Source organism: Escherichia sp. SCLE84 (assembly GCF_012584495.1).
In the GTDB taxonomy this organism is placed as follows: domain Bacteria; phylum Pseudomonadota; class Gammaproteobacteria; order Enterobacterales; family Enterobacteriaceae; genus ECMA0423.
The window spans coordinates 1,835,447-1,857,261 of the sequence record NZ_CP051430.1 but is presented as its reverse complement, the minus strand read 5'-3'; the positions used below and the strand labels follow the sequence as shown (position 1 = coordinate 1,857,261).

28 protein-coding genes, 1 tRNA gene and 2 pseudogenes are annotated in these 21,815 nt (G+C 46.8%); 15 read left to right on the top strand and 16 right to left on the bottom strand.

The window, feature by feature from the left end; translation table 11 throughout:
* The first annotated feature begins 40 nt into the window (after positions 1–40).
* Positions 41–1,426 carry a cysteine--tRNA ligase gene (cysS, locus tag HGD79_RS09260; RefSeq protein ID WP_000912345.1) on the top strand — a complete coding sequence of 462 codons (1,386 nt, stop codon included), beginning with the start codon at positions 41–43 and terminating at the stop codon, positions 1,424–1,426.
* A 35-nt stretch (positions 1,427–1,461) separates the two neighbouring features.
* On the opposite strand, the gene HGD79_RS09255 is transcribed toward cysS, so the two are convergent.
* From HGD79_RS09255 to folD, 3 genes are all read right to left on the bottom strand, one after another.
* The gene (locus tag HGD79_RS09255; protein ID WP_001143552.1) at positions 1,462–1,983 is read right to left on the bottom strand and encodes a metal-dependent hydrolase; all 522 of its coding nucleotides are present in this window, start codon (positions 1,981–1,983) and stop codon (positions 1,462–1,464) included.
* Between the two features lie 107 nt (positions 1,984–2,090).
* Positions 2,091–2,303: a ribosome-associated protein YbcJ gene (gene ybcJ / locus HGD79_RS09250; RefSeq protein ID WP_000190288.1), complete on the bottom strand. Its 213-nt coding sequence runs from the start codon at positions 2,301–2,303 to the stop codon at positions 2,091–2,093.
* A 1-nt stretch (position 2,304) separates the two neighbouring features.
* Entirely contained in the window at positions 2,305–3,171 is an 867-nt protein-coding gene (folD, locus tag HGD79_RS09245; RefSeq protein WP_000729160.1) for a bifunctional methylenetetrahydrofolate dehydrogenase/methenyltetrahydrofolate cyclohydrolase FolD, read from the bottom strand.
* 480 nt (positions 3,172–3,651) lie between these two features.
* Here folD and fimA point away from each other — a divergent pair, with 480 nt between their 5' ends.
* From fimA to sfmF, 5 genes are all read left to right on the top strand, one after another.
* Entirely contained in the window at positions 3,652–4,194 is a 543-nt protein-coding gene (fimA, locus tag HGD79_RS09240; RefSeq protein WP_001369891.1) for a type 1 fimbrial major subunit FimA, read from the top strand.
* Positions 4,195–4,413: 219 nt separating this feature from the next.
* The gene (gene fimC, locus HGD79_RS09235; RefSeq protein WP_000988366.1) at positions 4,414–5,106 is read left to right on the top strand and encodes a type 1 fimbria chaperone FimC; all 693 of its coding nucleotides are present in this window, start codon (positions 4,414–4,416) and stop codon (positions 5,104–5,106) included.
* 30 nt (positions 5,107–5,136) lie between these two features.
* Positions 5,137–7,746: a fimbrial biogenesis usher protein gene (locus HGD79_RS09230; RefSeq protein WP_168848372.1), complete on the top strand. Its 2,610-nt coding sequence runs from the start codon at positions 5,137–5,139 to the stop codon at positions 7,744–7,746.
* A gap of 12 nt (positions 7,747–7,758) precedes the next feature.
* A complete protein-coding gene (gene fimH / locus HGD79_RS09225; RefSeq protein WP_000691043.1) occupies positions 7,759–8,766 on the top strand; it encodes a type 1 fimbria D-mannose specific adhesin FimH in 1,008 nt (335 codons plus the stop codon).
* A 10-nt stretch (positions 8,767–8,776) separates the two neighbouring features.
* Positions 8,777–9,292, top strand: a complete 516-nt coding sequence (sfmF, locus tag HGD79_RS09220; RefSeq protein ID WP_001250422.1) for a fimbria assembly protein — start codon at positions 8,777–8,779, stop codon at positions 9,290–9,292.
* A 2-nt stretch (positions 9,293–9,294) separates the two neighbouring features.
* Here the strand turns inward: sfmF and fimZ are convergent, their stop codons facing one another.
* Positions 9,295–9,927, bottom strand: coding sequence for a fimbria biosynthesis transcriptional regulator FimZ (fimZ, locus tag HGD79_RS09215; RefSeq protein WP_000805428.1), 633 nt, complete (start codon positions 9,925–9,927; stop codon positions 9,295–9,297).
* A gap of 242 nt (positions 9,928–10,169) precedes the next feature.
* On the opposite strand from fimZ, the gene HGD79_RS09210 reads away from it, so the two are divergent.
* Positions 10,170–10,246: transfer RNA gene (locus HGD79_RS09210), tRNA-Arg, on the top strand.
* Between the two features lie 15 nt (positions 10,247–10,261).
* Here HGD79_RS09210 and HGD79_RS09205 read toward each other — a convergent pair.
* From HGD79_RS09205 to HGD79_RS09155, 12 genes and pseudogenes are all read right to left on the bottom strand, one after another.
* The gene (locus HGD79_RS09205) at positions 10,262–11,425 is read right to left on the bottom strand and encodes a site-specific integrase (protein ID WP_000051902.1); all 1,164 of its coding nucleotides are present in this window, start codon (positions 11,423–11,425) and stop codon (positions 10,262–10,264) included.
* Between the two features lie 162 nt (positions 11,426–11,587).
* Positions 11,588–11,652: pseudogene (locus tag HGD79_RS26595) on the bottom strand (helix-turn-helix domain-containing protein); the annotation flags it as partial.
* Positions 11,624–11,902 (bottom strand): DUF4222 domain-containing protein, encoded by a 279-nt coding sequence (locus HGD79_RS09200; protein WP_000488407.1) that lies wholly within the window; start codon positions 11,900–11,902, stop codon positions 11,624–11,626. The pseudogene HGD79_RS26595 and the gene HGD79_RS09200, both read right to left, overlap by 29 nt.
* 47 nt (positions 11,903–11,949) lie before the next feature.
* Entirely contained in the window at positions 11,950–12,168 is a 219-nt protein-coding gene (locus tag HGD79_RS09195) for a TraR/DksA family transcriptional regulator (protein ID WP_000763390.1), read from the bottom strand.
* A 98-nt stretch (positions 12,169–12,266) separates the two neighbouring features.
* Complete coding sequence (locus HGD79_RS09190; RefSeq protein ID WP_000149655.1) at positions 12,267–12,482, bottom strand: hypothetical protein; 216 nt, start codon at positions 12,480–12,482, stop codon at positions 12,267–12,269.
* Between the two features lie 76 nt (positions 12,483–12,558).
* Positions 12,559–13,116 (bottom strand): phage N-6-adenine-methyltransferase, encoded by a 558-nt coding sequence (locus HGD79_RS09185; RefSeq protein WP_000129285.1) that lies wholly within the window; start codon positions 13,114–13,116, stop codon positions 12,559–12,561.
* Positions 13,109–13,270 carry a DUF1317 family protein gene (locus HGD79_RS09180; protein ID WP_000682294.1) on the bottom strand — a complete coding sequence of 54 codons (162 nt, stop codon included), beginning with the start codon at positions 13,268–13,270 and terminating at the stop codon, positions 13,109–13,111. Before HGD79_RS09180 ends, HGD79_RS09185 begins: the two co-directional genes overlap by 8 nt.
* Positions 13,267–13,947 (bottom strand): lambda exonuclease family protein, encoded by a 681-nt coding sequence (locus tag HGD79_RS09175; RefSeq protein WP_000186833.1) that lies wholly within the window; start codon positions 13,945–13,947, stop codon positions 13,267–13,269. Before HGD79_RS09175 ends, HGD79_RS09180 begins: the two co-directional genes overlap by 4 nt.
* Positions 13,944–14,729 carry a phage recombination protein Bet gene (bet, locus tag HGD79_RS09170; protein ID WP_000100847.1) on the bottom strand — a complete coding sequence of 262 codons (786 nt, stop codon included), beginning with the start codon at positions 14,727–14,729 and terminating at the stop codon, positions 13,944–13,946. Before bet ends, HGD79_RS09175 begins: the two co-directional genes overlap by 4 nt.
* A 5-nt stretch (positions 14,730–14,734) precedes the next feature.
* Positions 14,735–15,031, bottom strand: a complete 297-nt coding sequence (locus HGD79_RS09165) for a host-nuclease inhibitor Gam family protein (protein ID WP_000995433.1) — start codon at positions 15,029–15,031, stop codon at positions 14,735–14,737.
* 75 nt (positions 15,032–15,106) lie between these two features.
* Positions 15,107–15,313 (bottom strand): phage encoded cell division inhibitor protein, encoded by a 207-nt coding sequence (locus HGD79_RS09160; RefSeq protein ID WP_000233576.1) that lies wholly within the window; start codon positions 15,311–15,313, stop codon positions 15,107–15,109.
* A 595-nt stretch (positions 15,314–15,908) separates the two neighbouring features.
* Positions 15,909–16,598, bottom strand: coding sequence for a helix-turn-helix transcriptional regulator (locus tag HGD79_RS09155; RefSeq protein WP_000858975.1), 690 nt, complete (start codon positions 16,596–16,598; stop codon positions 15,909–15,911).
* A 104-nt stretch (positions 16,599–16,702) separates the two neighbouring features.
* Between HGD79_RS09155 and HGD79_RS09150 the strand changes: the two genes are divergently transcribed.
* The 8 genes and pseudogenes from HGD79_RS09150 to HGD79_RS09115 all read left to right on the top strand — a co-directional run bounded on the left by HGD79_RS09150 (position 16,703) and on the right by HGD79_RS09115 (position 21,739).
* A complete protein-coding gene (locus HGD79_RS09150) occupies positions 16,703–16,933 on the top strand; it encodes a helix-turn-helix domain-containing protein (RefSeq protein ID WP_001067458.1) in 231 nt (76 codons plus the stop codon).
* Between the two features lie 69 nt (positions 16,934–17,002).
* Complete coding sequence (locus HGD79_RS09145) at positions 17,003–17,542, top strand: toxin YdaT domain-containing protein (RefSeq protein ID WP_001182903.1); 540 nt, start codon at positions 17,003–17,005, stop codon at positions 17,540–17,542.
* A complete protein-coding gene (locus HGD79_RS09140; protein WP_000147893.1) occupies positions 17,539–18,558 on the top strand; it encodes a replication protein in 1,020 nt (339 codons plus the stop codon). Before HGD79_RS09145 ends, HGD79_RS09140 begins: the two co-directional genes overlap by 4 nt.
* Entirely contained in the window at positions 18,555–19,256 is a 702-nt protein-coding gene (locus HGD79_RS09135; RefSeq protein ID WP_000788813.1) for a replication protein P, read from the top strand. Before HGD79_RS09140 ends, HGD79_RS09135 begins: the two co-directional genes overlap by 4 nt.
* A complete protein-coding gene (locus HGD79_RS09130) occupies positions 19,253–19,555 on the top strand; it encodes a protein ren (protein ID WP_000145915.1) in 303 nt (100 codons plus the stop codon). Before HGD79_RS09135 ends, HGD79_RS09130 begins: the two co-directional genes overlap by 4 nt.
* A gap of 67 nt (positions 19,556–19,622) precedes the next feature.
* Positions 19,623–19,955 carry a multidrug efflux SMR transporter EmrE gene (gene emrE / locus HGD79_RS09125; RefSeq protein WP_001070451.1) on the top strand — a complete coding sequence of 111 codons (333 nt, stop codon included), beginning with the start codon at positions 19,623–19,625 and terminating at the stop codon, positions 19,953–19,955.
* Positions 19,956–20,003: 48 nt separating this feature from the next.
* Positions 20,004–20,155 (top strand): annotated as a pseudogene (gene ylcJ, locus HGD79_RS09120) (protein YlcJ).
* A 57-nt stretch (positions 20,156–20,212) separates the two neighbouring features.
* Positions 20,213–21,739, top strand: a complete 1,527-nt coding sequence (locus tag HGD79_RS09115) for a recombinase family protein (protein WP_000709083.1) — start codon at positions 20,213–20,215, stop codon at positions 21,737–21,739.
* Positions 21,740–21,815: the final 76 nt, after the last annotated feature.

Below are 21,815 nucleotides of genomic sequence, written 5' to 3'. Positions count from 1 at the left end.
CGCAACTCAATTACCCACACATGTCTAAACGGAATCTTCGATGCTAAAAATCTTCAATACTCTGACACGCCAAAAAGAGGAATTTAAGCCTATTCACGCCGGGGAAGTCGGCATGTATGTGTGTGGAATCACCGTTTACGATCTCTGTCATATCGGTCACGGGCGTACCTTTGTTGCTTTTGACGTGGTTGCGCGCTATCTGCGTTTCCTCGGCTATAAACTGAAGTATGTGCGCAACATTACCGATATCGACGACAAAATCATCAAACGCGCCAATGAAAATGGCGAAAGCTTTGTGGCGCTGGTGGATCGCATGATCGCCGAAATGCACAAAGATTTTGATGCTTTGAACATTCTGCGCCCGGATATGGAGCCGCGCGCGACGCACCATATCGCAGAAATTATTGAACTCACTGAACAACTGATCGCCAAAGGTCACGCTTATGTGGCGGACAACGGCGACGTGATGTTCGACGTCCCGACCGATCCGACATATGGCGTGCTGTCGCGTCAGGATCTCGACCAGCTGCAGGCAGGTGCGCGCGTTGACGTGGTCGACGACAAACGCAACCCGATGGACTTCGTTCTGTGGAAGATGTCGAAAGAGGGCGAACCGAGCTGGCCGTCTCCGTGGGGCGCGGGCCGTCCAGGCTGGCACATTGAATGTTCGGCAATGAACTGCAAGCAGCTGGGTAACCACTTTGATATCCACGGCGGCGGTTCAGACCTGATGTTCCCGCACCACGAGAACGAAATCGCGCAGTCCACCTGTGCCCATGATGGCCAGTATGTGAACTACTGGATGCACTCGGGGATGGTGATGGTTGACCGCGAGAAGATGTCCAAATCGCTGGGTAACTTCTTTACCGTGCGCGATGTGCTGAAATACTACGACGCGGAAACCGTGCGTTACTTCCTGATGTCGGGCCACTATCGCAGCCAGTTGAACTACAGCGAAGAGAACCTGAAGCAGGCGCGTGCGGCGCTGGAGCGTCTCTACACTGCGCTGCGCGGCACAGATAAAACCGTTGCGCCTGCCGGTGGCGAAGCGTTTGAAGCGCGCTTTATTGAAGCGATGGACGACGATTTCAACACCCCGGAAGCCTATTCCGTACTGTTTGATATGGCGCGTGAAGTAAACCGTCTGAAAGCAGAAGATATGGCAGCGGCGAATGCAATGGCATCTCACCTGCGTAAACTTTCCGCTGTATTGGGCCTGCTGGAGCAAGAACCGGAAGCGTTCCTGCAAAGCGGCGCGCAGGCAGACGACAGCGAAGTGGCTGAGATTGAAGCGTTAATTCAACAGCGTCTGGATGCCCGTAAAGCGAAAGACTGGGCGGCGGCAGATGCGGCGCGTGACCGTCTTAACGAGATGGGGATCGTGCTGGAAGATGGCCCGCAAGGGACCACCTGGCGTCGTAAGTAATTGCGCTGTTGCCGGATGCGAGTTTTCGCATCCGGTTATCGCCTGCGCCACCACAACATTCCCATAAGCACCATCCCCGGCAACCACACCCACATCAATTCAGAAATTATCACCTGATGCCCGTACGGCGTGGTGTAACGAGACAATGCAAACGGCGCGACTTTAATCACCTGCCAGGGAGCGAAAAAGCGTTCATCTGACCACGGCCACAGCCAGCCAACGCCCTTACCGCCAGTGGTTACCGAATCCAGCAAGCTGTGCGATAGCAACGAGACGGTTAAAAACAGCCAGCAGCGAATCAGCCCAGCCCTGAACCATCGGCGTCCAATCAGCACACATAACAGCGGGACAACAAACGCAAACACCAGCGAATGGGTAAACCCGCGATGACCAAAAACATTGCCGTAAGCAACGCCAAATTTAAACGACAATACGTCGGCGTCGGGCAGCATCGCCAGGATGATTCCGGCAAATAACAGACGCGGAGGGATGACTTTCGAACCCAACCCTAAACCAATGCATAGGGGAACGGCGGCGTGCGTAATAACGGTTGGCATGATGGTCGCTTCGGCAAAATGTCGATGCTATCAGCATGGATGAACGGGGCGTAGAGGGCAAAAGTCTGAAAAGAGAACCGGCCTGTTGATACAGGCCGGGAAAGGGATCAGGCAACAACCTGTACGCTGTGACCTGCAAAACTCACTGTCTGACCGGCGACGATTTTGCAGCGTTTGCGCGTTTCAACCGCACCGTCGACTTTCACCTGGCCTTCGGCAATCGCGATTTTCGCCTGCGCGCCGCTTTCGCTCCAGCCTTCCAGTTTCAGCAAGTCGCACAGCTCAACGTGCGGATGTTTACCTAAAGAAAATGTCGCCATGTTACTCATCCTGTGGATCATGATATTCAACGCACGCCTGTAGCGTGTTTTCAATCAGCGTGGCAACCGTCATCGGGCCAACGCCGCCGGGAACAGGCGTAATGTATGAGGCGCGTTTAGCCGCGTCTTCAAACACGACGTCGCCCACAACTTTGCCATTTTCCAGACGGTTGATGCCGACATCAATCACAATTGCGCCTTCTTTGATCCAGTCACCGGGAATAAAGCCTGGCTTGCCAACGGCAACGATCAACAGATCGGCATTTTCTACGTGATGACGCAGATTTTTAGTGAAGCGGTGAGTCACGGTAGTGGTGCAACCTGCGAGCAACAGTTCCATGCTCATTGGGCGACCGACGATATTCGATGCGCCAATCACCACGGCGTTGAGGCCGAAGGTATCAATGTTGTAACGCTCAAGCAGCGTGACGATACCGCGCGGGGTGCAGGGACGCAGACGCGGCGCGCGCTGGCACAGACGACCGACGTTGTAAGGATGGAAACCGTCCACGTCTTTGTCCGGATGAATACGTTCCAGCACTTTGACGTTATCAATACCCGCCGGTAACGGCAGTTGAACCAGAATGCCATCGATGGTGTTGTCGGCATTCAGCGTATCGATAAGCTCCAGCAGCTCCGCTTCGCTGGTGGTTTCCGGGAGGTCATAAGAGCGGGAGACGAACCCGACTTCTTCACAAGCCTTGCGTTTGCTTGCGACATAAATTTGCGATGCAGGGTTACTACCCACCAGCACAACGGCCAGTCCTGGTGCCCGCAGTCCGGCTGCAATACGCGCCTGAACTTTTTGAGCAACTTCAGAGCGCACCTGCTGCGCAATCGTTTTACCGTCAATAATCTTTGCTGCCATCAGAGAGAGGATTCCATCTGTTACGTAGGTCGAAGGGGATGCGTCTATTTTGTCAGAAGCGGGGCGCGCTGTCAGGTTTCGTTTCAGATTTATCGCGTGAAGCGACCTCTTGCGAAGGTTAGGCGCACCGTCGCTGAGGTCGCTGAGATTGAAAGCTTCATTTTTCGTCCATGATGGCGTTGTAAATCTGGAACTGATTTATTTCCTTGTTTAAGGATTAAGATAATTTAAGAAATACCTGACAATATAAAAAGAATTTTCAGCCTGGTGATTTACCGCTTCAGGTCTATATTTGTGTTGAATATATTTTGCGCGGAAGTATTCATCTAACGGGGCTCTCTATTTTTTAGATTAGAGTGCATATTTTCAATTAAGACATTCTTAGAGGATAAAAAGGGATTTTACTACTATCAGTGTCTTAAATAAAGTAATCGGTTATATACGGATGTGGAGTCGATAAATGAGATTGAAGGAATATATATGAAATTAAGATTTATTTCGTCTGCGCTGGCTGCCGCACTATTCGCCGCTACGGGTAGTTATGCTGCCGTTGTAGATGGCGGTACAATTCACTTTGAAGGCGAACTGGTGAATGCTGCCTGTTCAGTGAATACTGACTCGGCAGACCAGGTTGTCACACTCGGTCAATATCGTACCGATATTTTCAATGCTGTTGGTAATACCTCTGCATTAATTCCATTCACCATTAAGTTGAACGACTGCGATCCTGTTGTTGCCGCTAATGCTGCCGTTGCATTTTCTGGTCAGGCTGATGCAATCAATGATAATTTATTGGCCATTGCATCCAGTACCAATACAACAACAGCAACGGGTGTCGGTATTGAAATACTTGATAATACATCCGCAATTCTCAAACCTGATGGGAATAGCTTCTCAACCAACCAGAACTTGATCCCCGGGACCAACGTTCTTCATTTTTCTGCACGTTATAAAGGCACCGGTACAAGTGCATCAGCAGGGCAAGCAAATGCTGACGCGACTTTTATTATGAGATACGAATAATCAAAACCACGTTGTTTTGAATTATATATCACGTCTTATAACAAAGTAATGTACCGGTTGTCTGAAGCGGTATGGTGGCAATGTAAATCGAAATCATGTTCACTTTGTATCATGCCGCTTTATTAAATGAAAAGGGAATGATGTGTTGTAAGAAACCAAAGCAATCATTTCTTTATATTTCTTATTTTTGCCGTCAGGAATACACAAGGCGTATTAACTATGATGACTAAAATAAAGTTATTGATGCTCATTATATTTTATTTAATCATTTCGGCCAGCGCCCATGCTGCCGGAGGGATCGCATTAGGTGCCACGCGTATTATTTATCCCGCTGATGCTAAACAGACTGCGGTATGGATTAGAAATAGCCATACCAATGAGCGCTTTCTGGTCAATTCGTGGATTGAAAACAGCAGCGGTGTAAAAGAAAAGTCATTCATCATTACACCGCCACTGTTTGTTAGTGAACCCAAAAGCGAAAATACCTTGCGTATTATTTACACCGGTCCACCGCTGGCGGCAGATCGTGAGTCTCTGTTCTGGATGAATGTTAAGACGATCCCTTCGGTAGATAAAAATGCATTGAACGGCAGGAATGTTTTGCAACTGGCGATTTTATCGCGCATGAAATTATTTCTCCGTCCAATTCAATTACAAGAATTACCCGCAGAAGCGCCGGACACACTCAAGTTTTCGCGATCCGGTAACTATATCAATGTTCATAATCCATCACCTTTTTATGTCACCCTCGTTAACCTGCAAGTGGGCAGCCAAAAGTTGGGGAATGCTATGGCGGCACCCAGAGTTAGTTCACAAATTCCCTTACCCTCAGGAGTGCAGGGAAAGCTGAAATTTCAGACCGTTAATGATTATGGTTCAGTAACCCCGGTCAGAGAAGTGAACTTAAACTAACCGAATCATCTGACAATATCAGAGCTAATTATGAAAATACCCACTACTACGGATATTCCGCAGAGGTATACCTGGTGTCTGGCCGGAATTTGTTATTCATCTCTTGCCATTTTACCCTCCTTTTTAAGCTATGCGGAAAGTTATTTCAACCCGGCATTTTTATTAGAGAATGGCACATCCGTTGCTGATTTATCGCGCTTTGAGAGAGGTAATCATCAACCTGCGCGCGTGTATCGGGTGGATCTCTGGCGTAATGATGAGTTCATTGGTTCACAGGATATCGTATTTGAATCGACAACAGAAAATACAGGTGATAAATCAGGTGGGTTAATGCCCTGTTTTAACCAGGTACTCCTTGAACGAATTGGCCTTAATAGCAGTGCATTTCCCGAGTTAGCCCAGCAGCAAAACAATAAATGCATCAATTTACTGAAAGCTGTACCTGATGCCACAATTAACTTTGATTTTGCAGCGATGCGCCTGAACATCACTATTCCTCAGATAGCGTTGTTGAGTAGCGCTCACGGTTACATTCCGCCTGAAGAGTGGGATGAAGGTATTCCTGCTTTACTCCTGAATTATAATTTCACCGGTAACAGAGGTAATGGTAACGATAGCTATTTTTTTAGTGAGTTCAGCGGGATTAATATTGGCCCGTGGCGTTTACGCAACAATGGTTCCTGGAACTATTTTCGCGGAAATGGATATCATTCAGAACAGTGGAATAATATTGGCACCTGGGTACAGCGTGCCATTATTCCGCTGAAAAGTGAACTGGTAATGGGAGACGGCAATACAGGAAGTGATATTTTCGATGGTGTTGGATTTCGTGGTGTACGGCTTTATTCTTCCGATAATATGTATCCTGATAGCCAGCAAGGGTTTGCCCCAACGGTACGTGGGATTGCCCGTACGGCGGCCCAGCTAACGATTCGGCAAAATGGTTTTATTATCTATCAAAGCTATGTTTCCCCCGGCGCTTTTGAAATTACAGATTTGCACCCGACATCTTCAAATGGCGATCTGGATGTCACCATCGACGAGCGCGATGGCAATCAGCAGAATTACACAATTCCGTATTCAACAGTGCCGATTTTACAACGCGAAGGGCGTTTCAAATTTGACCTGACGGCGGGCGATTTTCGTAGCGGTAATAGTCAGCAATCATCACCTTTCTTTTTTCAGGGCACGGCACTCGGCGGTTTACCACAGGAATTTACTGCCTACGGCGGGACGCAATTATCTGCCAATTACACCGCCTTTTTATTAGGACTGGGGCGCAATCTCGGAAACTGGGGGGCAGTGTCGCTGGATGTGACCCATGCGCGCAGTCAGTTAGCCGACGACAGTCGTCATGAGGGGGATTCCATTCGCTTCCTCTATGCGAAATCGATGAACACCTTCGGCACCAATTTTCAGTTAATGGGTTACCGCTATTCGACACAAGGTTTTTATACCCTTGATGATGTTGCGTATCGTCGAATGGAGGGGTACGAATATGATTACGATTACGACGGTGAGCATCGGGATGAACCGATAATCGTGAATTACCACAATTTACGCTTTAGCCGTAAAGACCGTTTGCAGTTAAATATTTCACAATCACTTAATGACTTTGGCTCGCTTTATATCTCTGGTACCCATCAAAAATACTGGAATACTTCGGATTCAGATACCTGGTATCAGGTGGGGTATACCAGCAGCTGGGTTGGCATCAGTTATTCACTCTCATTTTCGTGGAATGAATCTGTAGGGATCCCCGATAACGAACGTATTGTCGGACTTAATGTTTCAGTGCCTTTCAATGTTCTGACCAAACGTCGCTACACCCGGGAAAATGCGCTCGACCGCGCTTATGCCTCCTTTAACGCCAACCGTAACAGCAACGGGCAAAATAGCTGGCTGGCAGGTGTAGGTGGGACCTTACTGGAAGGCCACAACCTGAGTTATCACGTAAGCCAGGGTGATACCTCGAATAATGGGTATACGGGCAGCGCCACGGCAAACTGGCAGGCCACTTACGGTACGCTGGGGGGCGGGTATAACTACGACCGCGATCAACATGACGTTAACTGGCAGCTGTCTGGCGGTGTGGTCGGGCACGAAAATGGCATAACGCTGAGCCAGCCTTTAGGGGATACCAATGTTTTGATTAAAGCGCCTGGCGCAGGCGGTGTACGCATTGAAAATCAAACTGGCATTTTAACCGACTGGCGCGGCTATGCGGTGATGCCGTATGCCACGGTTTATCGGTATAACCGTATCGCGCTTGATACCAATACGATGGGGAATTCCATCGATGTTGAAAAAAATATTAGCAGCGTTGTGCCGACGCAAGGCGCGTTGGTTCGTGCCAATTTTGATACCCGCATAGGCGTGCGGGCGCTCATTACCGTTACCCAGGGCGGAAAACCGGTGCCGTTTGGATCACTGGTACGGGAAAACAGTACCGGAATAACTAGTATGGTGGGTGATGACGGGCAAGTTTATTTAAGTGGTGCGCCATTGTCTGGTGAATTACTGGTTCAGTGGGGAGACGGCGCGAACTCACGCTGCATTGCGCACTATGTATTGCCGAAGCAAAGCTTACAGCAAGCCGTCACTGTTATTTCGGCAGTTTGCACACATCCTGGCTCATAAAGGAAATTATCAATGAAGATAATCTGCAGATTATTATTGGCGATGGCATGTTTGTGTCTGGCAAACATATCCTGGGCTACTGTTTGTGCAAATAGTACTGGCGTAGCAGAAGATGAACACTATGATCTCTCAAATATCTTTAATAGCACCAATAACCAGCTAGGGCAGATTGTTGTTTTACCGGAAAAATCCGGCTGGGTAGGTGTGTCAGCAATTTGTCCACCCGGCACGCTGGTGAATTATACATACCGTAGTTATGTCACCAACTTTATTGTTCAGGAAACTATCGATAATTATAAATATATGCAATTAAATGATTATCTATTAGGTGCGATGAGTCTGGTTGATAGTGTTATGGATATTCAGTTCCCCCCGCAAAATTATATTCGGATGGGAACAGATCCTAACGTTTCGCAAAACCTTCCATTCGGGGTGATGGATTCTCGTTTAATATTTCGTTTAAAGGTTATTCGTCCCTTTATTAACATGGTGGAGATCCCCAGACAGGTGATGTTTACCGTGTATGTGACATCAACGCCTTACGATCCGTTGGTTACACCTGTTTATACCATTAGTTTTGGTGGCCGGGTTGAAGTACCGCAAAACTGCGAATTAAATGCCGGGCAGATTGTTGAATTTGATTTTGGTGATATCGGCGCATCGTTATTTAGTGCGGCAGGGCCGGGGAATCGACCTGCTGGTGTCATGCCGCAAACCAAGAGCATTGCGGTCAAATGTACGAATGTTGCTGCGCAGGCTTATTTAACAATGCGTCTGGAAGCCAGTGCCGTTTCTGGTCAGGCGATGGTGTCGGACAATCAGGATTTAGGTTTTATTGTCGCCGATCAGAACGATACGCCGATCACGCCTAACGATCTCAATAGCGTTATTCCTTTCCGTCTGGATGCAGCTGCGGCAGCCAATGTCACACTTCGCGCCAGGCCTATCAGTATTACCGGTCAAAAACCGACCGAAGGGCCGTTTAGCGCGCTGGGGTATTTACGCGTCGATTATCAATGAGGTACGGAGAATGAGAAGAGCACTCTTTAGCTGTTTCTGCGGGTTACTGTGGATTTCCAGTGGATGGGCAGCTGACCCTTTGGGAACGATTAATATCAATTTGCACGGTAACGTTGTTGATTTCTCCTGTACCGTAAACACTGCGGATATTGATAAGACGGTAGATTTAGGCAGATGGCCTACGACACAATTACTGAACGCTGGCGATACCACGGCACTCGTCCCTTTTAGCCTGCGGCTGGAGGGATGTCCTCCGGGTTCAGTTGCGATTTTATTTACGGGAACGCCGGCATCCGATACCAACCTGCTGGCTCTGGATGATCCCGCAATGGCGCAAACCATCGCCATCGAATTACGTAATAGCGATCGCTCCCGGCTCGCACTGGGAGCGGCGAGCCCGACTGAGGAAGTAGATGCAAATGGCAATGTCACACTAAACTTTTTTGCCAATTATCGAGCGTTAGCCAGCGGTGTTCGGCCAGGTGTGGCGAAAGCGGATGCGATATTTATGATCAATTATAATTAATATTATATTAATTCGTATAATTTGGCGTAGTCGATAAGCTCTACAATTGAATGCAAACCTAGCTTGCCATAAATATTAGATTTATGCGCACTAACTGTTTTATTGCTAAGTAATAACTTATCGGCAATTTCTTTATTAGATAATCCGCTAACCAGATAACGTAATATGGTCACTTCACGATTAGATAGCACAGTGACCGTTGAACTATTCGTACTACATTTATTGCTTTTTATATAGTTAAGCGTTTCGCTGGGAAAAAACGTGTATCCGGAGAGGATCATCTGAACGGCATGAAAAATATCATTCTGATCATTGCATTTACTGACAAAACCGTTAGCACCAGCTTGTATCGCTCTGCCAGCATAAAAGCATTCTGATTTCGATGATAAAAATAACACTTTCACTGTGCTCTGGATTTGTTTGATCCTTTTCAGGAAGGTAAAACCGTCTGTTCCGGGCAAGTCTATATCCATAATGATTAAATCAACAGGACGGGTTCGGAGATAATCGATGGTTATGCGGTAATCATCCGTTTTCAGGACAATCTGCAATTCACTGTTTTTTTGCAACAGAACTTCAATAGACATTCTGATGATAGGATGAGTATCCATAATGATCACCGACGTTGGTTTCATAGTTACCAGTCTCATAGGAGCGGACAATTTTCCGTTAGGGCGGTAAATTGTACTTTGATACATGAAAATACGGGTTTTCTTGATTCAGACGCGCAGCGGTGTGTGTTTGTTTGCCGCTATAGCGAAATAAATCAGAAAATCAGACGCGGTCGTTCACTTGTTCAGCAACCAGATCAAAAGCCATTGACTCAGCAAGGGTTGACCGTATAATTCACGCGATTACACCGCATTGCGGTATCAACGCGCCCTTAGCTCAGTTGGATAGAGCAACGACCTTCTAAGTCGTGGGCCGCAGGTTCGAATCCTGCAGGGCGCGCCATTACAATTCAATCAGTTACGCCTTCTTTATATCCTCCATAATTCCAGAGTGGGACATATTTGGGACATTATCACCAAAAATGTCGTCTATTTTCCTCGCATGCTCTGTCAAATGATTAGGCGCAAGGTGAGCATACCTACGAACCATTTCTATGGACTCCCATCCGCCCATTTCCTGAAGCACTGATAATGGGACGCCTGACTGAATCAGCCAGCTTGCCCAGGTGTGTCTGAGGTCATGGAAACGGAAATCTTCAATTCCTGCACGACGACAAGCTGATAGCCATGATGTCTTGCTGTCGATGCGCATCTTCCTGACCGCAGGCGTTGATGTTCCATCTGCTCGCTTAGCCGCCTTGGTATGTACAAACACCCATTTGTGATGCTTGCCTATTTGATCACGCAACACTTTACAGGCGGTATCGTTCAGCGCCACACCAATGGCGCGGTTTGATTTGCTCTCTTCTGGATTCACCCAGGCAACTCGTCGCTGCATGTCGATTTGTTGCCATTCCAGATTTATGATGTTCGACTTTCTCAGACCAGTTGCCAGCGCAAACTTGACGACAGATTTCAGTGGTTCGGGGCACTCATCAATAAGGCGTTTTGCTTCCTCCTTTTCCAGCCATCTGACTCGCTTGTTTCTGACCGCTGGTATCTTGATGACAGGCGCTTTTTCCAGCCACTTCCAGTCGCGTTCTGCAGCACGGAGAATGGCCTTTATCATGGCAAGATGCTTTGCCTTTGTCTGAGTTGATACTGGCTTTGGTTCATAAACAGGCGGTTCTTTACCTTTCCTGATGGCGGCCTGAACTTTCTGTTTCCATATTTCTTTCGTCTTTCTGTTATGCATTCTGCTTACAGCAGAGTAAATCTTTGCCTCCGAGATATCTTTAAGCCTTATACCCTCAAAATGTTCAAGCCAGAACTCAATCCGGCTTTTATCTGAATCGAGAGATTTTTTATCAGCTTTTTCCTCAAGCCATCTTAGGCAGGCCTCTTCAAAAGTGACATCAGGTAAATCCCCTAGCTTTTCTACTCGCCAGAGTTCTGCTTTTCGCTTGTCGTGCAACTCCTGAGCTTGCCGCTTGTCCTTTGTGCCAAGAGATTCCTTAATTCGTTTCCCGCCCGGGAGCGAATACGAGGCATACCATATTTCATTTCTGCGGAAGAGTGACATTTTCTTTCCTCTGTTATGCCATCACCCGCGCTCACCTGGACAGTATGCAGCGGAGACTGAAGCGCCGCAATGCAGGCTTGCCGTGTTGTGAGGTAAGGAGATTTTGGCTTGGTTGGATCTTTACGTGTTGCCTGTAGGCGGCCTGTTCGTATCCAGTTGGTGGCGGTTGGTCTGGATATCTTAAGAAACTGACAGGCCTCATCGAGTGTGAGGCTGTATGATTCCATGGTTACCTCTGCTTTTTGAACGCATGTCACGTAACTTCTTAATGTGTTCTGCCGTTTCGATCTCTTCTGCTATCCGATCTGCATCAGCTTTATTCACAGGTTCAAAGTCATGATTAAAGCGGAACATGCTGGCGATACATGTTCTGCCTTTTCGGATGTAGTGAACTTTGTTGTGGGTAGAACGCAGGATTTTGCAGGGAGTGCCGTGGTGGTCGACGTACCAGGTGTTAGGAAAAATGATTCTGAACATTTTTACACCTCAGTTGGACGATGTTGAAATTTGCTGCTTTGAGGCCATCACAGTCCCCATTGTTTGTTCTTAAGTTCGATCTCCTCCTGGCAACTTGCACAAGTCCGACAACCCTGAACAGCCAGGCGTCTTCGCTCATCTATCGGATCGCCACACTCACAACAATGAGTTGCGGATACAGTCTGGTAGTTCTGACGACGCATTTTTATTGCTGTATTGCGCTGTAATTCTTCGATTTCTGATGCTGAATCAATGATGTCTGCCATCTTCCATTAATCCCTGAATTGTTGGTTAATACGCTTGAGGATGAATGCGAACAATAAAAAAGGAGCCTGTAGCTCCCTGATGATTTTGCTTTTCATGTTCACCGTTCCTTAAAGACGCCGTTTAACATGCCGATCGCCAGGCTTAAATGAGTCGGTGTGAATCCCATCAGCGTTACCGTTTCGCGGTGCTTCTTAAGTACGCTACGGCAAATGTCATCGACGTTTTTATCCGGAAACTGCTGTCTGGCTTTTTTGATTTCAGAATTAGCCTGACGGGCAATGCTGCGAAGGGCGTTTTCCTGCTGATGTGTCATTGAACAAGTCCCATGTCGGCAAGCATAAGCACACAGAATATGAAGCCCGCTGCCAGAAAAATGCATTCCGTGGTTGTCATGCAGCCTCCCGACGGGCAAGAATCCTTGAGCCGAACGCCATCAACTCTCCACGATCAACGGTCGTAAAGTGGCAGTGTGTACGGGGGTATGGGTGCCAGATAATGAGCATCGAGCCTTTATTATTTCCACTGACGGGTTTCTCAGTGAGTGGGTTAATAAATGCCAGTCGTCCTGCCGTGATGAATCTGACCTCACTGGCGGTTTGTATCGCTTCATGAAACCATCCGACAGATGTGTCAGCAGGCAATAACATTACACATCCCACACTACTGAATTTGTTTTCAGTGGCTGCCTTTTTCACAAAAGGGGAAATATTGCTGTATGGTGGATTCAACCAGACATAACCAGAGGCATATCCCATTGCTTCAGGCCATGAAGTGGTTAATGTGTTCTGCTCCTGTGAGATAAAAAGCCGACATAGTCGGTTTTTTTCGCTGGCGGCAGCATCAAGTTGAAAAACGAACTCTGCATTAAGCGCAGCAAAAATCTCTGGTGGTGTGCGCCAGCTGTCGCGATGTTCGGCAGGAGTATTGCTTCCGGTGAAATCAGTCATACAGCCCCCGTTTATTATTTATCGCCTCAGCCAGCCGCTGTGCTTTCAGTGGATTTCTGATAACAGAAAGGCCGGGAAATACCCAGCCTCGCTTTGTAACGGAGTAGATGAAAGTGATCGCGCCTACCCGGATATTATCGTGAGGATGCTTCATCGCCATTGCTCCCCAAATACAAAACCAATTTCAGCCAGTGCCACGTCCATTTTTTCGATGAACTCCGGCACCATCTCGTCAAAATTCGCCATGTACTTTTCATTCCGCTCAATCACGACATAATGCAGGCCTTCACGCTTCATACGCGGGTCATAGTTGGCAAAGTACCAGGCATCTTTTCGCGTCACCCACATGCTGTACTGCACCTGGGCCATGTAAGCCGATTTTATGGCCTCGAAACCACCGAGCCGGAACTTCATGAAATCCCGGGAGGTAAACGGGCATTTCAGTTCAAGGCCGTTGCCGTCACTGCATAAACCATCGGGAGAGCAGGCGGTGCGCATACTTTCGTCGCGATAGATGATCGGGGATTCAGTAACATTCACGCCGGAAGTGAATTCAAACAGGGTTCTGGCGTCGTTCTCGTACTGTTTTCCCCAGGCCAGCGCCTTAGCATTAACTTCCGGAGCCACACCGGTGCAAACCTCAGCCAGCAGGGTGTGGAAGTAGGACATTTTCATGTCAGGCCACTTCTTTCCTGAGCGGGGCTTTGCTATCACGTTGTGAACTTCTGAAGCGGTGATGACGCCGAGCCGTAATTTGTGCCATGCATCATCCCCCTGTTCGACAGCTCTCACGTCGATCCCGGTACGCTGCAGGATAATGTCCGGTGTCATGCTGCCACCTTCTGCTCAGTGGCTTTCTGTTTCAGGAATCCAAGAGCTTTCACTGCTTCGGCCTGTGTCAGTTCTGACGATGCGCGAATGTCGCGGCGAAATATCTGGGAACAGAGCGGCAATAAGTCGTCATCCCATGTTTTATCCAGGGCGATCAGCAGAGTGTTAATCTCCTGCATGGTTTCATCGTTAACCGGAGTGATGTCGCGTTCTGGCTGACGTTCTGCAGTGTATGCAGTATTTTCGACAATGCGCTCGGCTTCATCCTTGTCATAGATACCAGCAAATCCGAAGGCCAGACGGGCACACTGAATCATGGCTTTATGCCGTAACATCCGTTTGGGATGCGACTGCCACGGCCCCGTGATTTCTCTGCCTTCGCGAGTTTTGAATGGTTCGCGGCGGCATTCATCCATCCATTCGGTAACGCAGATCGGATGATTACGGTCCTTGCGGTAAATCCGGCATGTACAGGATTCATTGTCCTGCTCAAAGTCCATGCCATCAAACTGCTGGTTTTCATTGATGATGCGGGACCAGCCATCAACGCCCACCACCGGAACGATGCCGTTCTGCTTATCAGGGAAGGCGTAAATTTCTTTCGTCCACGGATTAAGGCCGTACTGGTTGGCGACGATCAACAATGCGATGAACTGCGCATCGCTGGCATCACCTTTAAATGCCGTCTGGCGAAGAGTGGTGATCAGTTCCTGTGGGTCGACAGAATCCATGCCGACACGTTCAGCCAGCTTCCCTGCCAGCGTTGCGAGTGCTGTACTCATCCGTTTTATACCTCTGAATCAATATCAACCTGGTGGTGAGCAATGGTTTCAACCATGTACTGGATGTGTTCTGCCATGCGCTCCTGAAACTCAACATCGTCATCAAACGCACGGGTAATGGCTTTTTTGCTGGCCCCGTGGCGTTGCAAATGATCGATGCATAGCGATTCAAACAGGTGCTGGGGCAGGCCTTTTTCCATGTCGTCTGCCAGTTCTGCCTCTTTCTCTTCACGGGCGATCTGCTGGTAGTGACGCGCCCAGCTCTGAGCCTCAAGACGATCCTGAATGTAATAAGCGTTCATGGCTGACCTCCTGAAAATGGCTGTGAAAATATCGCCCGCGAAATGCCAGGCTGATTAGGAAAACAGGAAAGGGGATTAGTGATTCAGGCCGTTACCGCGTCCGTCGAGAAAAACTTCCACGAGCAAATCACGGGTATAAGTGCGCTCGATGCCGCGATGCAGATAAAGCCGTCCGCGTAAATTAGCTGATGCAGTCCAGGTACCATCTTTGTGTTTGACCAGCATTCCTGGCATGACCGCACCTCGATTAACGGTCTGCGTTCCATAATGTTGATGAACCATAAAAACTCCTGCCCGTAAGCTGGGCTGCTGAACATATAGAGACTTCTGCGCGTATTCAGGCGGTGGATGGCCGCCGGTTGTCATAACTAAGCCGCCTCGTTGAAGCGACTAAGGTATGAAATGTTGAGTTAATTTCCGCTGGTCACACCGACGTTCACGCGTCCGTTTCACCCCTCGCACTCCCCGAAGCCTGCTGAAATTCAAACTGCGGATCTAAGCGGTCATCGCAACGGTGAATCAGGTAGTTGCCGTATCGTTGTGTTGTTGCGATGAACTTATTTAAAACTATAGTTGTTTTATCGTCAACAACAAAAGTTGTTTTATTGGTTGTTTTAGATATAACTGGTTGTATTTAGGATGGATTTATTTTGTGACTTGAATCGCATAGCGATAACTGAAGCGAGGTTATGGTGGTTTTTTTAACGGTGTGTGTGATGAGGGGAGGGCAAAAGAAAACCCGGCACGGTGACCGGGATTCTTACGCCGTTAGGTAAAGATATTATTGCGGTGGCTTAATATTACTACCTAGAGCAAAGATAGGAATTAGTTCTTTACTGAATGAGCACAATGCCCAGTTGATAATTTTTAATTGGTACTACCCATGCTTCCTATATGTCTGCGGCATGCTCCCAATAACCTTACCGAAGATGAACACCCGGTTCATCTCGTCTTTCTCGATCGGGTCCCACGGTGAGTAGCTTTTGTTATCAGAGATGACCAGCAGCTTATCCTTCATCATTTGCAGGCGCTTTACATGGGCTGTGTCGTCGTACAGAAACGCATAGATACCATCACCGTCGAAAGATTTAACTGTGATATCAACGAACAGCAGATCACCTGGTTCGATCGTTCCTGACATGCTGTCACCACGCACGTTAATGATGCGGATATTTTCCGCCTTCCTACCATCGAACATGTGACGAGCATCGTCAAACGAGTACTCAACCGAGCGTAGAACTTCTACAAACTCACGGTTGATGACTCCCGGCCCAGCACTGACTTCTATATCAAGAACGTCAATCTTGAAGTATTTGGAATGGCTGACAGTTGATTGTATTGGTTGCACTGTACTGTCTGACATATTTCCAACGCCAGAAGATAACCATTCTGCGCGCACACCCAAAGCGTTCGCGATCTCCACGATTTTAGTTGTTTGATTAGCTTTCCCTGTTTCGATTTTCTGAATAGCAGCCTGGCTAACCCCGACCAAATCCCCAAGCGCCTTTTGTGTAAGGCCTCGCGCTAATCTGGCTTCTTTAAGTCTTTCTGAGAGTGTTGTTTTCATAGTCCAAATGTACAACCAAGGTTTTATTTCATCAAACGAAAATGGTTGTTGACTAAAAACAACCATAGTTTTAATCTTGATTCAAATTAACCACGGAGGTTGTTATGAACCCAGCTATCAAAACAGCGATCAATATCGTTGGTTCACAAAAGAAACTGGGCGCTGCTTGCGAAGTTTCACAGCAGGCCGTCTATAAGTGGCTTCACAACAAAGCAAAGGTATCCCCTGAACATGTCGGCAGCATTGTTACGGCTACTGGTGGAGTAGTGAAGGCATACCAGATTCGCCCGGATCTTCCGAAGTTGTTTCCACACACCGAAAAGAACGCAGCTTAAATTTCCATTTCACGCTCTTTAACAATAAGCAATCAACTTAACAGTCAATTCAAACTAAAGGAGTCAATTATGCAACCACTTACATACCAACAGACTAGCGGATTTAGCCCGACTGCGGTGATAAATCGTTCTCAAACAAAACAGGTGCCAGGCCACGAAAAAATCCGTGATGCCGTCCGCGCCTGGTCGGCTGTAGATAATCAGGATGTCGTTGCCACACTCATTGTGAATGAGTATCGGGAGCAGGGCGGCGGCACCATCGATTTCCCTGATGATGTCAGCCGTGCACGCCAGAAGCTGTTCCGCTTCCTCGATAACAAATTCGATTCTGAAAAATACCGAAATAACGTGCGTGAACTGACCCCGGCAATTCTGGCGGTACTACCGCTGGAATATCGCGGTTACCTGGTTGAGCAGGATAGCTTCATGGCTAGGTTGGCTGAAATGGAAAAGGAACTCAGTGAGGCAAAACAGGCTGTCATTCTCAACGCACCACGCCACCAGAAACTGAAGGAAATTAGTGAAGGTATTGTGTCGATGTTTCGTGTGGACCCAGATCTGGCTGGTCCATTGATGGCGATGGTTACTACCATGCTGGGGGCGATATGACAGGTTCAGAAATGGCGAAAGCCGGTCTGCTGGAACAGAACCGACTTTCAGGTGCAAATCGTAACACACTCATTGCGGGAGGAATTATGGCAAACACTGCTGAGATATTCAATTTTCCAGTGCCGGATGCGGCACAAAAGGAGCCGCGCGTGGCAGATCTCGATGATGGTTATACGCGCATTGCAAATGAGTTGCTGGAAGCTGTGATGCTGGCCGGATTAACACAGCACCAGCTTCTGGTCTTTCTGGCTGTCATGCGCAAAACATATGGCTTTAATAAAAAACTGGATTGGGTTAGCAACGAGCAACTTTCCGAATTAACCGGGATATTGCCGCACAAGTGTTCTGCTGCAAAAAGTGTTCTGGTAAAGCGTGGGATTTTTATTCAGAGCGGGCGGAATACCGGCATTAATAATGTGGTCAGTGAATGGTCAACATTACCCGAATCAGGTAAGAAAAATAAAGTTTACCTGAAAGAGGTAAATTTACCTGAATCAGGTAAAAAAAGTTTACCCAAATCAGGTAAAGGCGTTTACCCGAATCAGGTAAACACAAAAGACAAACTAACAAAAGACAATATAAAACCTTTTTCGTCCGAGAATTCTGGCGAATCCTCTGACCAACCAGAAAACGATCTTCCTGTGGTGAAACCGGATGCTGCAATTCAGAGCGGCAGCAAGTGGGGGACAGCAGAAGACCTGACCGCCGCAGAGTGGATGTTTGACATGGTGAAGACCATCGCGCCATCAGCCAGAAAACCGAATTTTGCAGGGTGGGCTAACGATATCCGCCTGATGCGTGAACGTGACGGACGTAACCACCGCGACATGTGCGTGCTGTTCCGCTGGGCATGCCAGGACAACTTCTGGTCCGGTAACGTGCTAAGTCCGGCCAAACTCCGCGACAAGTGGACCCAGCTCGAAATCAACCGAAACAAGCAACAGGCTGGCGTGACAGCCGGCAAACCAAAACTCGACCTGACGAACACTGACTGGATTTACGGGGTGGAGCTATGAAAAACATCGCCGCACAGATGGTTAACTTTGACTGTGAGCAGATGCGCCGGATCGCCAACAACATGCCGGAACAGTACGACGAAAAGCCACAGGTACAGCAGGTAGCGCAGATCATCAACGGTGTGTTCAGCCAGTTACTGGCAACTTTCCCGGCGAGCCTGGCTAACCGTGACCAGAATGAACTGAACGAAATCCGCCGCCAGTGGGTTCTGGCTTTCCGGGAAAACGGGATCACCACAATGGAACAGGTTAACGCTGGAATGCGCGTAGCCCGTCGGCAGAATCGACCATTCCTGCCATCACCCGGGCAGTTTGTCGCCTGGTGCCGGGAAGAAGCATCTGTTAACGCCGGGCTGCCAAACGTCAGCGAGCTGGTTGATATGGTTTACGAGTATTGCCGGAAGCGTGGCCTGTATCCGGATGCAGAGTCTTATCCGTGGAAATCGAACGCGCATTACTGGTTGGTTACCAACTTGTACCAGAACATGCGGGCCAATGCGCTGACTGACGCGGAATTACGGCGCAAGGCTGCCGATGAACTGACCTGTATGACAGCGCGAATTAACCGTGGTGAGACGATACCTGAACCAGTAAAACAACTTCCTGTTATGGGCGGTAGACCTCTAAATCGTGCACAGGCTCTGGCGAAGATCGCAGAAATTAAAGCTAAGTTCGGACTGAAAGGAGCAAGTGTATGACGGGCAAAGAGGCAATTATTCATTACCTGGGGACGCATAAGAGCTTCTGTGCACAGGACGTTGCCGCGGTAACAGGCGCAACCGTAACCAGCATAAATCAGGCTGCGGCTAAAATGGCGCGGGCAGGAATCCTGGTCGTTGATGGTAAGGTCTGGCGAACGGTGTATTACCGGTTCGCTACCAGAGAAGAACGGGAAGGAAAGGTGAGCACGAATCTGATTTTTAAGGAGTGTCGCCAGAGTGCCGCGATGAAACGGGTATTGAGGGTATATAAAAGAACATCAATGGGTACACAATGATGAAACAGGTGAGTTGAGTTCAAACTGTAGTACAATTCTCTCCAGTTTGAACAGGAAAGAATATGCTATGAACCCTTATATTTATCTTGGTGGTGCAATACTTGCAGAGGTCATTGGTACAACCTTAATGAAGTTTTCAGAAGGTTTTACACGGTTATGGCCATCTGTTGGTACAATTATTTGTTATTGTGCATCATTCTGGTTATTAGCTCAGACGCTGGCTTATATTCCTACAGGGATTGCTTATGCTATCTGGTCAGGAGTCGGTATTGTCCTGATTAGCTTACTGTCATGGGGACTTTTCGGCCAACGGCTGGACCTGCCAGCCATTATAGGCATGATGTTGATTTGTGCCGGTGTGTTGGTTATTAATCTATTGTCACGAAGCACACCACATTAAAAATAATTTGTTTCTAAACGACTAAAATATGGAGGCTCTTATATTTATATGAGCCTCGTTTTATGCTTTTTGTTAATGTCTTTATTTTTTTTATGTGTTCTTTTGTGCTTTCAAGATTATGGCGTAAGAAAATTGCAATACGATTATTGTTGTATATTCAAGATAATGTGACCTTAATTGTTTTTTTAAATAAAAATTAAACAAAAATTATATCCCACCACTAAGGTTTATAAAAGCATACGTTAGCAGGTGTCACCATGAAAAAAGCCATAGCATATATGCGATTTTCATCACCAGGTCAGATGTCTGGTGACTCATTAAACCGACAGAGAAGACTTATTGCTGAATGGTTAAAGGTAAATAGTGATTATTATCTTGATACCATAACATATGAAGATTTAGGATTAAGTGCATTCAAAGGAAAGCATGCACAATCAGGAGCTTTTTCGGAATTTTTAGATGCTATAGAGCATGGTTATATATTGCCAGGAACTACATTGTTAGTTGAAAGTCTGGACAGACTTTCAAGAGAAAAAGTCGGTGAAGCGATTGAACGTCTGAAATTAATTTTGAATCACGGTATTGATGTTATAACTCTTTGCGACAATACAGTCTATAATATTGACTCTTTGAATGAGCCATATTCATTAATAAAAGCCATACTTATAGCACAAAGGGCAAATGAAGAAAGCGAGATAAAGTCAAGTCGGGTTAAATTATCATGGAAGAAAAAACGGCAGGATGCACTGGAATCAGGTACGATTATGACGGCGTCTTGTCCGAGATGGCTCTCCTTAGATGACAAAAGAACGGCTTTTGTTCCAGACCCCGACAGGGTGAAAACTATTGAGCTAATTTTTAAACTCAGGATGGAAAGGCGCTCATTGAATGCAATAGCCAAGTATTTAAATGATCATGCTGTAAAGAATTTCTCAGGAAAAGAAAGTGCATGGGGACCTTCTGTAATTGAAAAATTATTAGCGAATAAAGCTCTGATAGGTATATGCGTACCTTCATATCGTGCAAGAGGGAAAGGGATAAGTGAAATCGCTGGCTATTATCCCAGAGTCATATCAGATGATTTGTTTTACGCTGTACAGGAAATTCGGTTGGCACCTTTTGGTATTAGCAATAGTAGCAAGAATCCTATGCTAATAAATCTACTTCGAACAGTTATGAAGTGTGAGGCTTGTGGTAATACCATGATTGTTCATGCGGTATCTGGAAGTTTGCATGGCTATTATGTTTGTCCGATGAGAAGATTACATCGATGTGACAGGCCATCAATAAAAAGAGATTTGGTTGATTATAATATCATTAATGAATTGCTTTTTAATTGTAGCAAAATTCAACCAGTTGAAAACAAGAAAGATGCTAATGAAACTTTAGAGTTAAAAATTATTGAGCTTCAGATGAAAATTAATAATTTAATCGTTGCATTGTCTGTCGCGCCTGAAGTTACCGCTATAGCAGAGAAAATAAGACTATTAGATAAGGAATTAAGAAGGGCTTCGGTATCATTGAAAACTTTGAAGAGTAAAGGTGTAAATTCATTCAGTGATTTTTATGCTATTGACTTAACCAGTAAAAATGGACGAGAGTTATGCCGTACACTTGCCTATAAAACATTCGAAAAAATCATAATTAATACGGATAATAAAACCTGTGATATCTATTTTATGAATGGCATTGTTTTTAAACACTATCCTTTAATGAAAGTAATATCCGCCCAGCAGGCGATAAGTGCTCTCAAATATATGGTTGATGGTGAGGTTTATTTTTGAGTAATAATCACTTTTTCAACCGTGCTATAGTAAGAAAGTTAGGTAAGTACAATAAAATTATCTATCCTGAACGAAG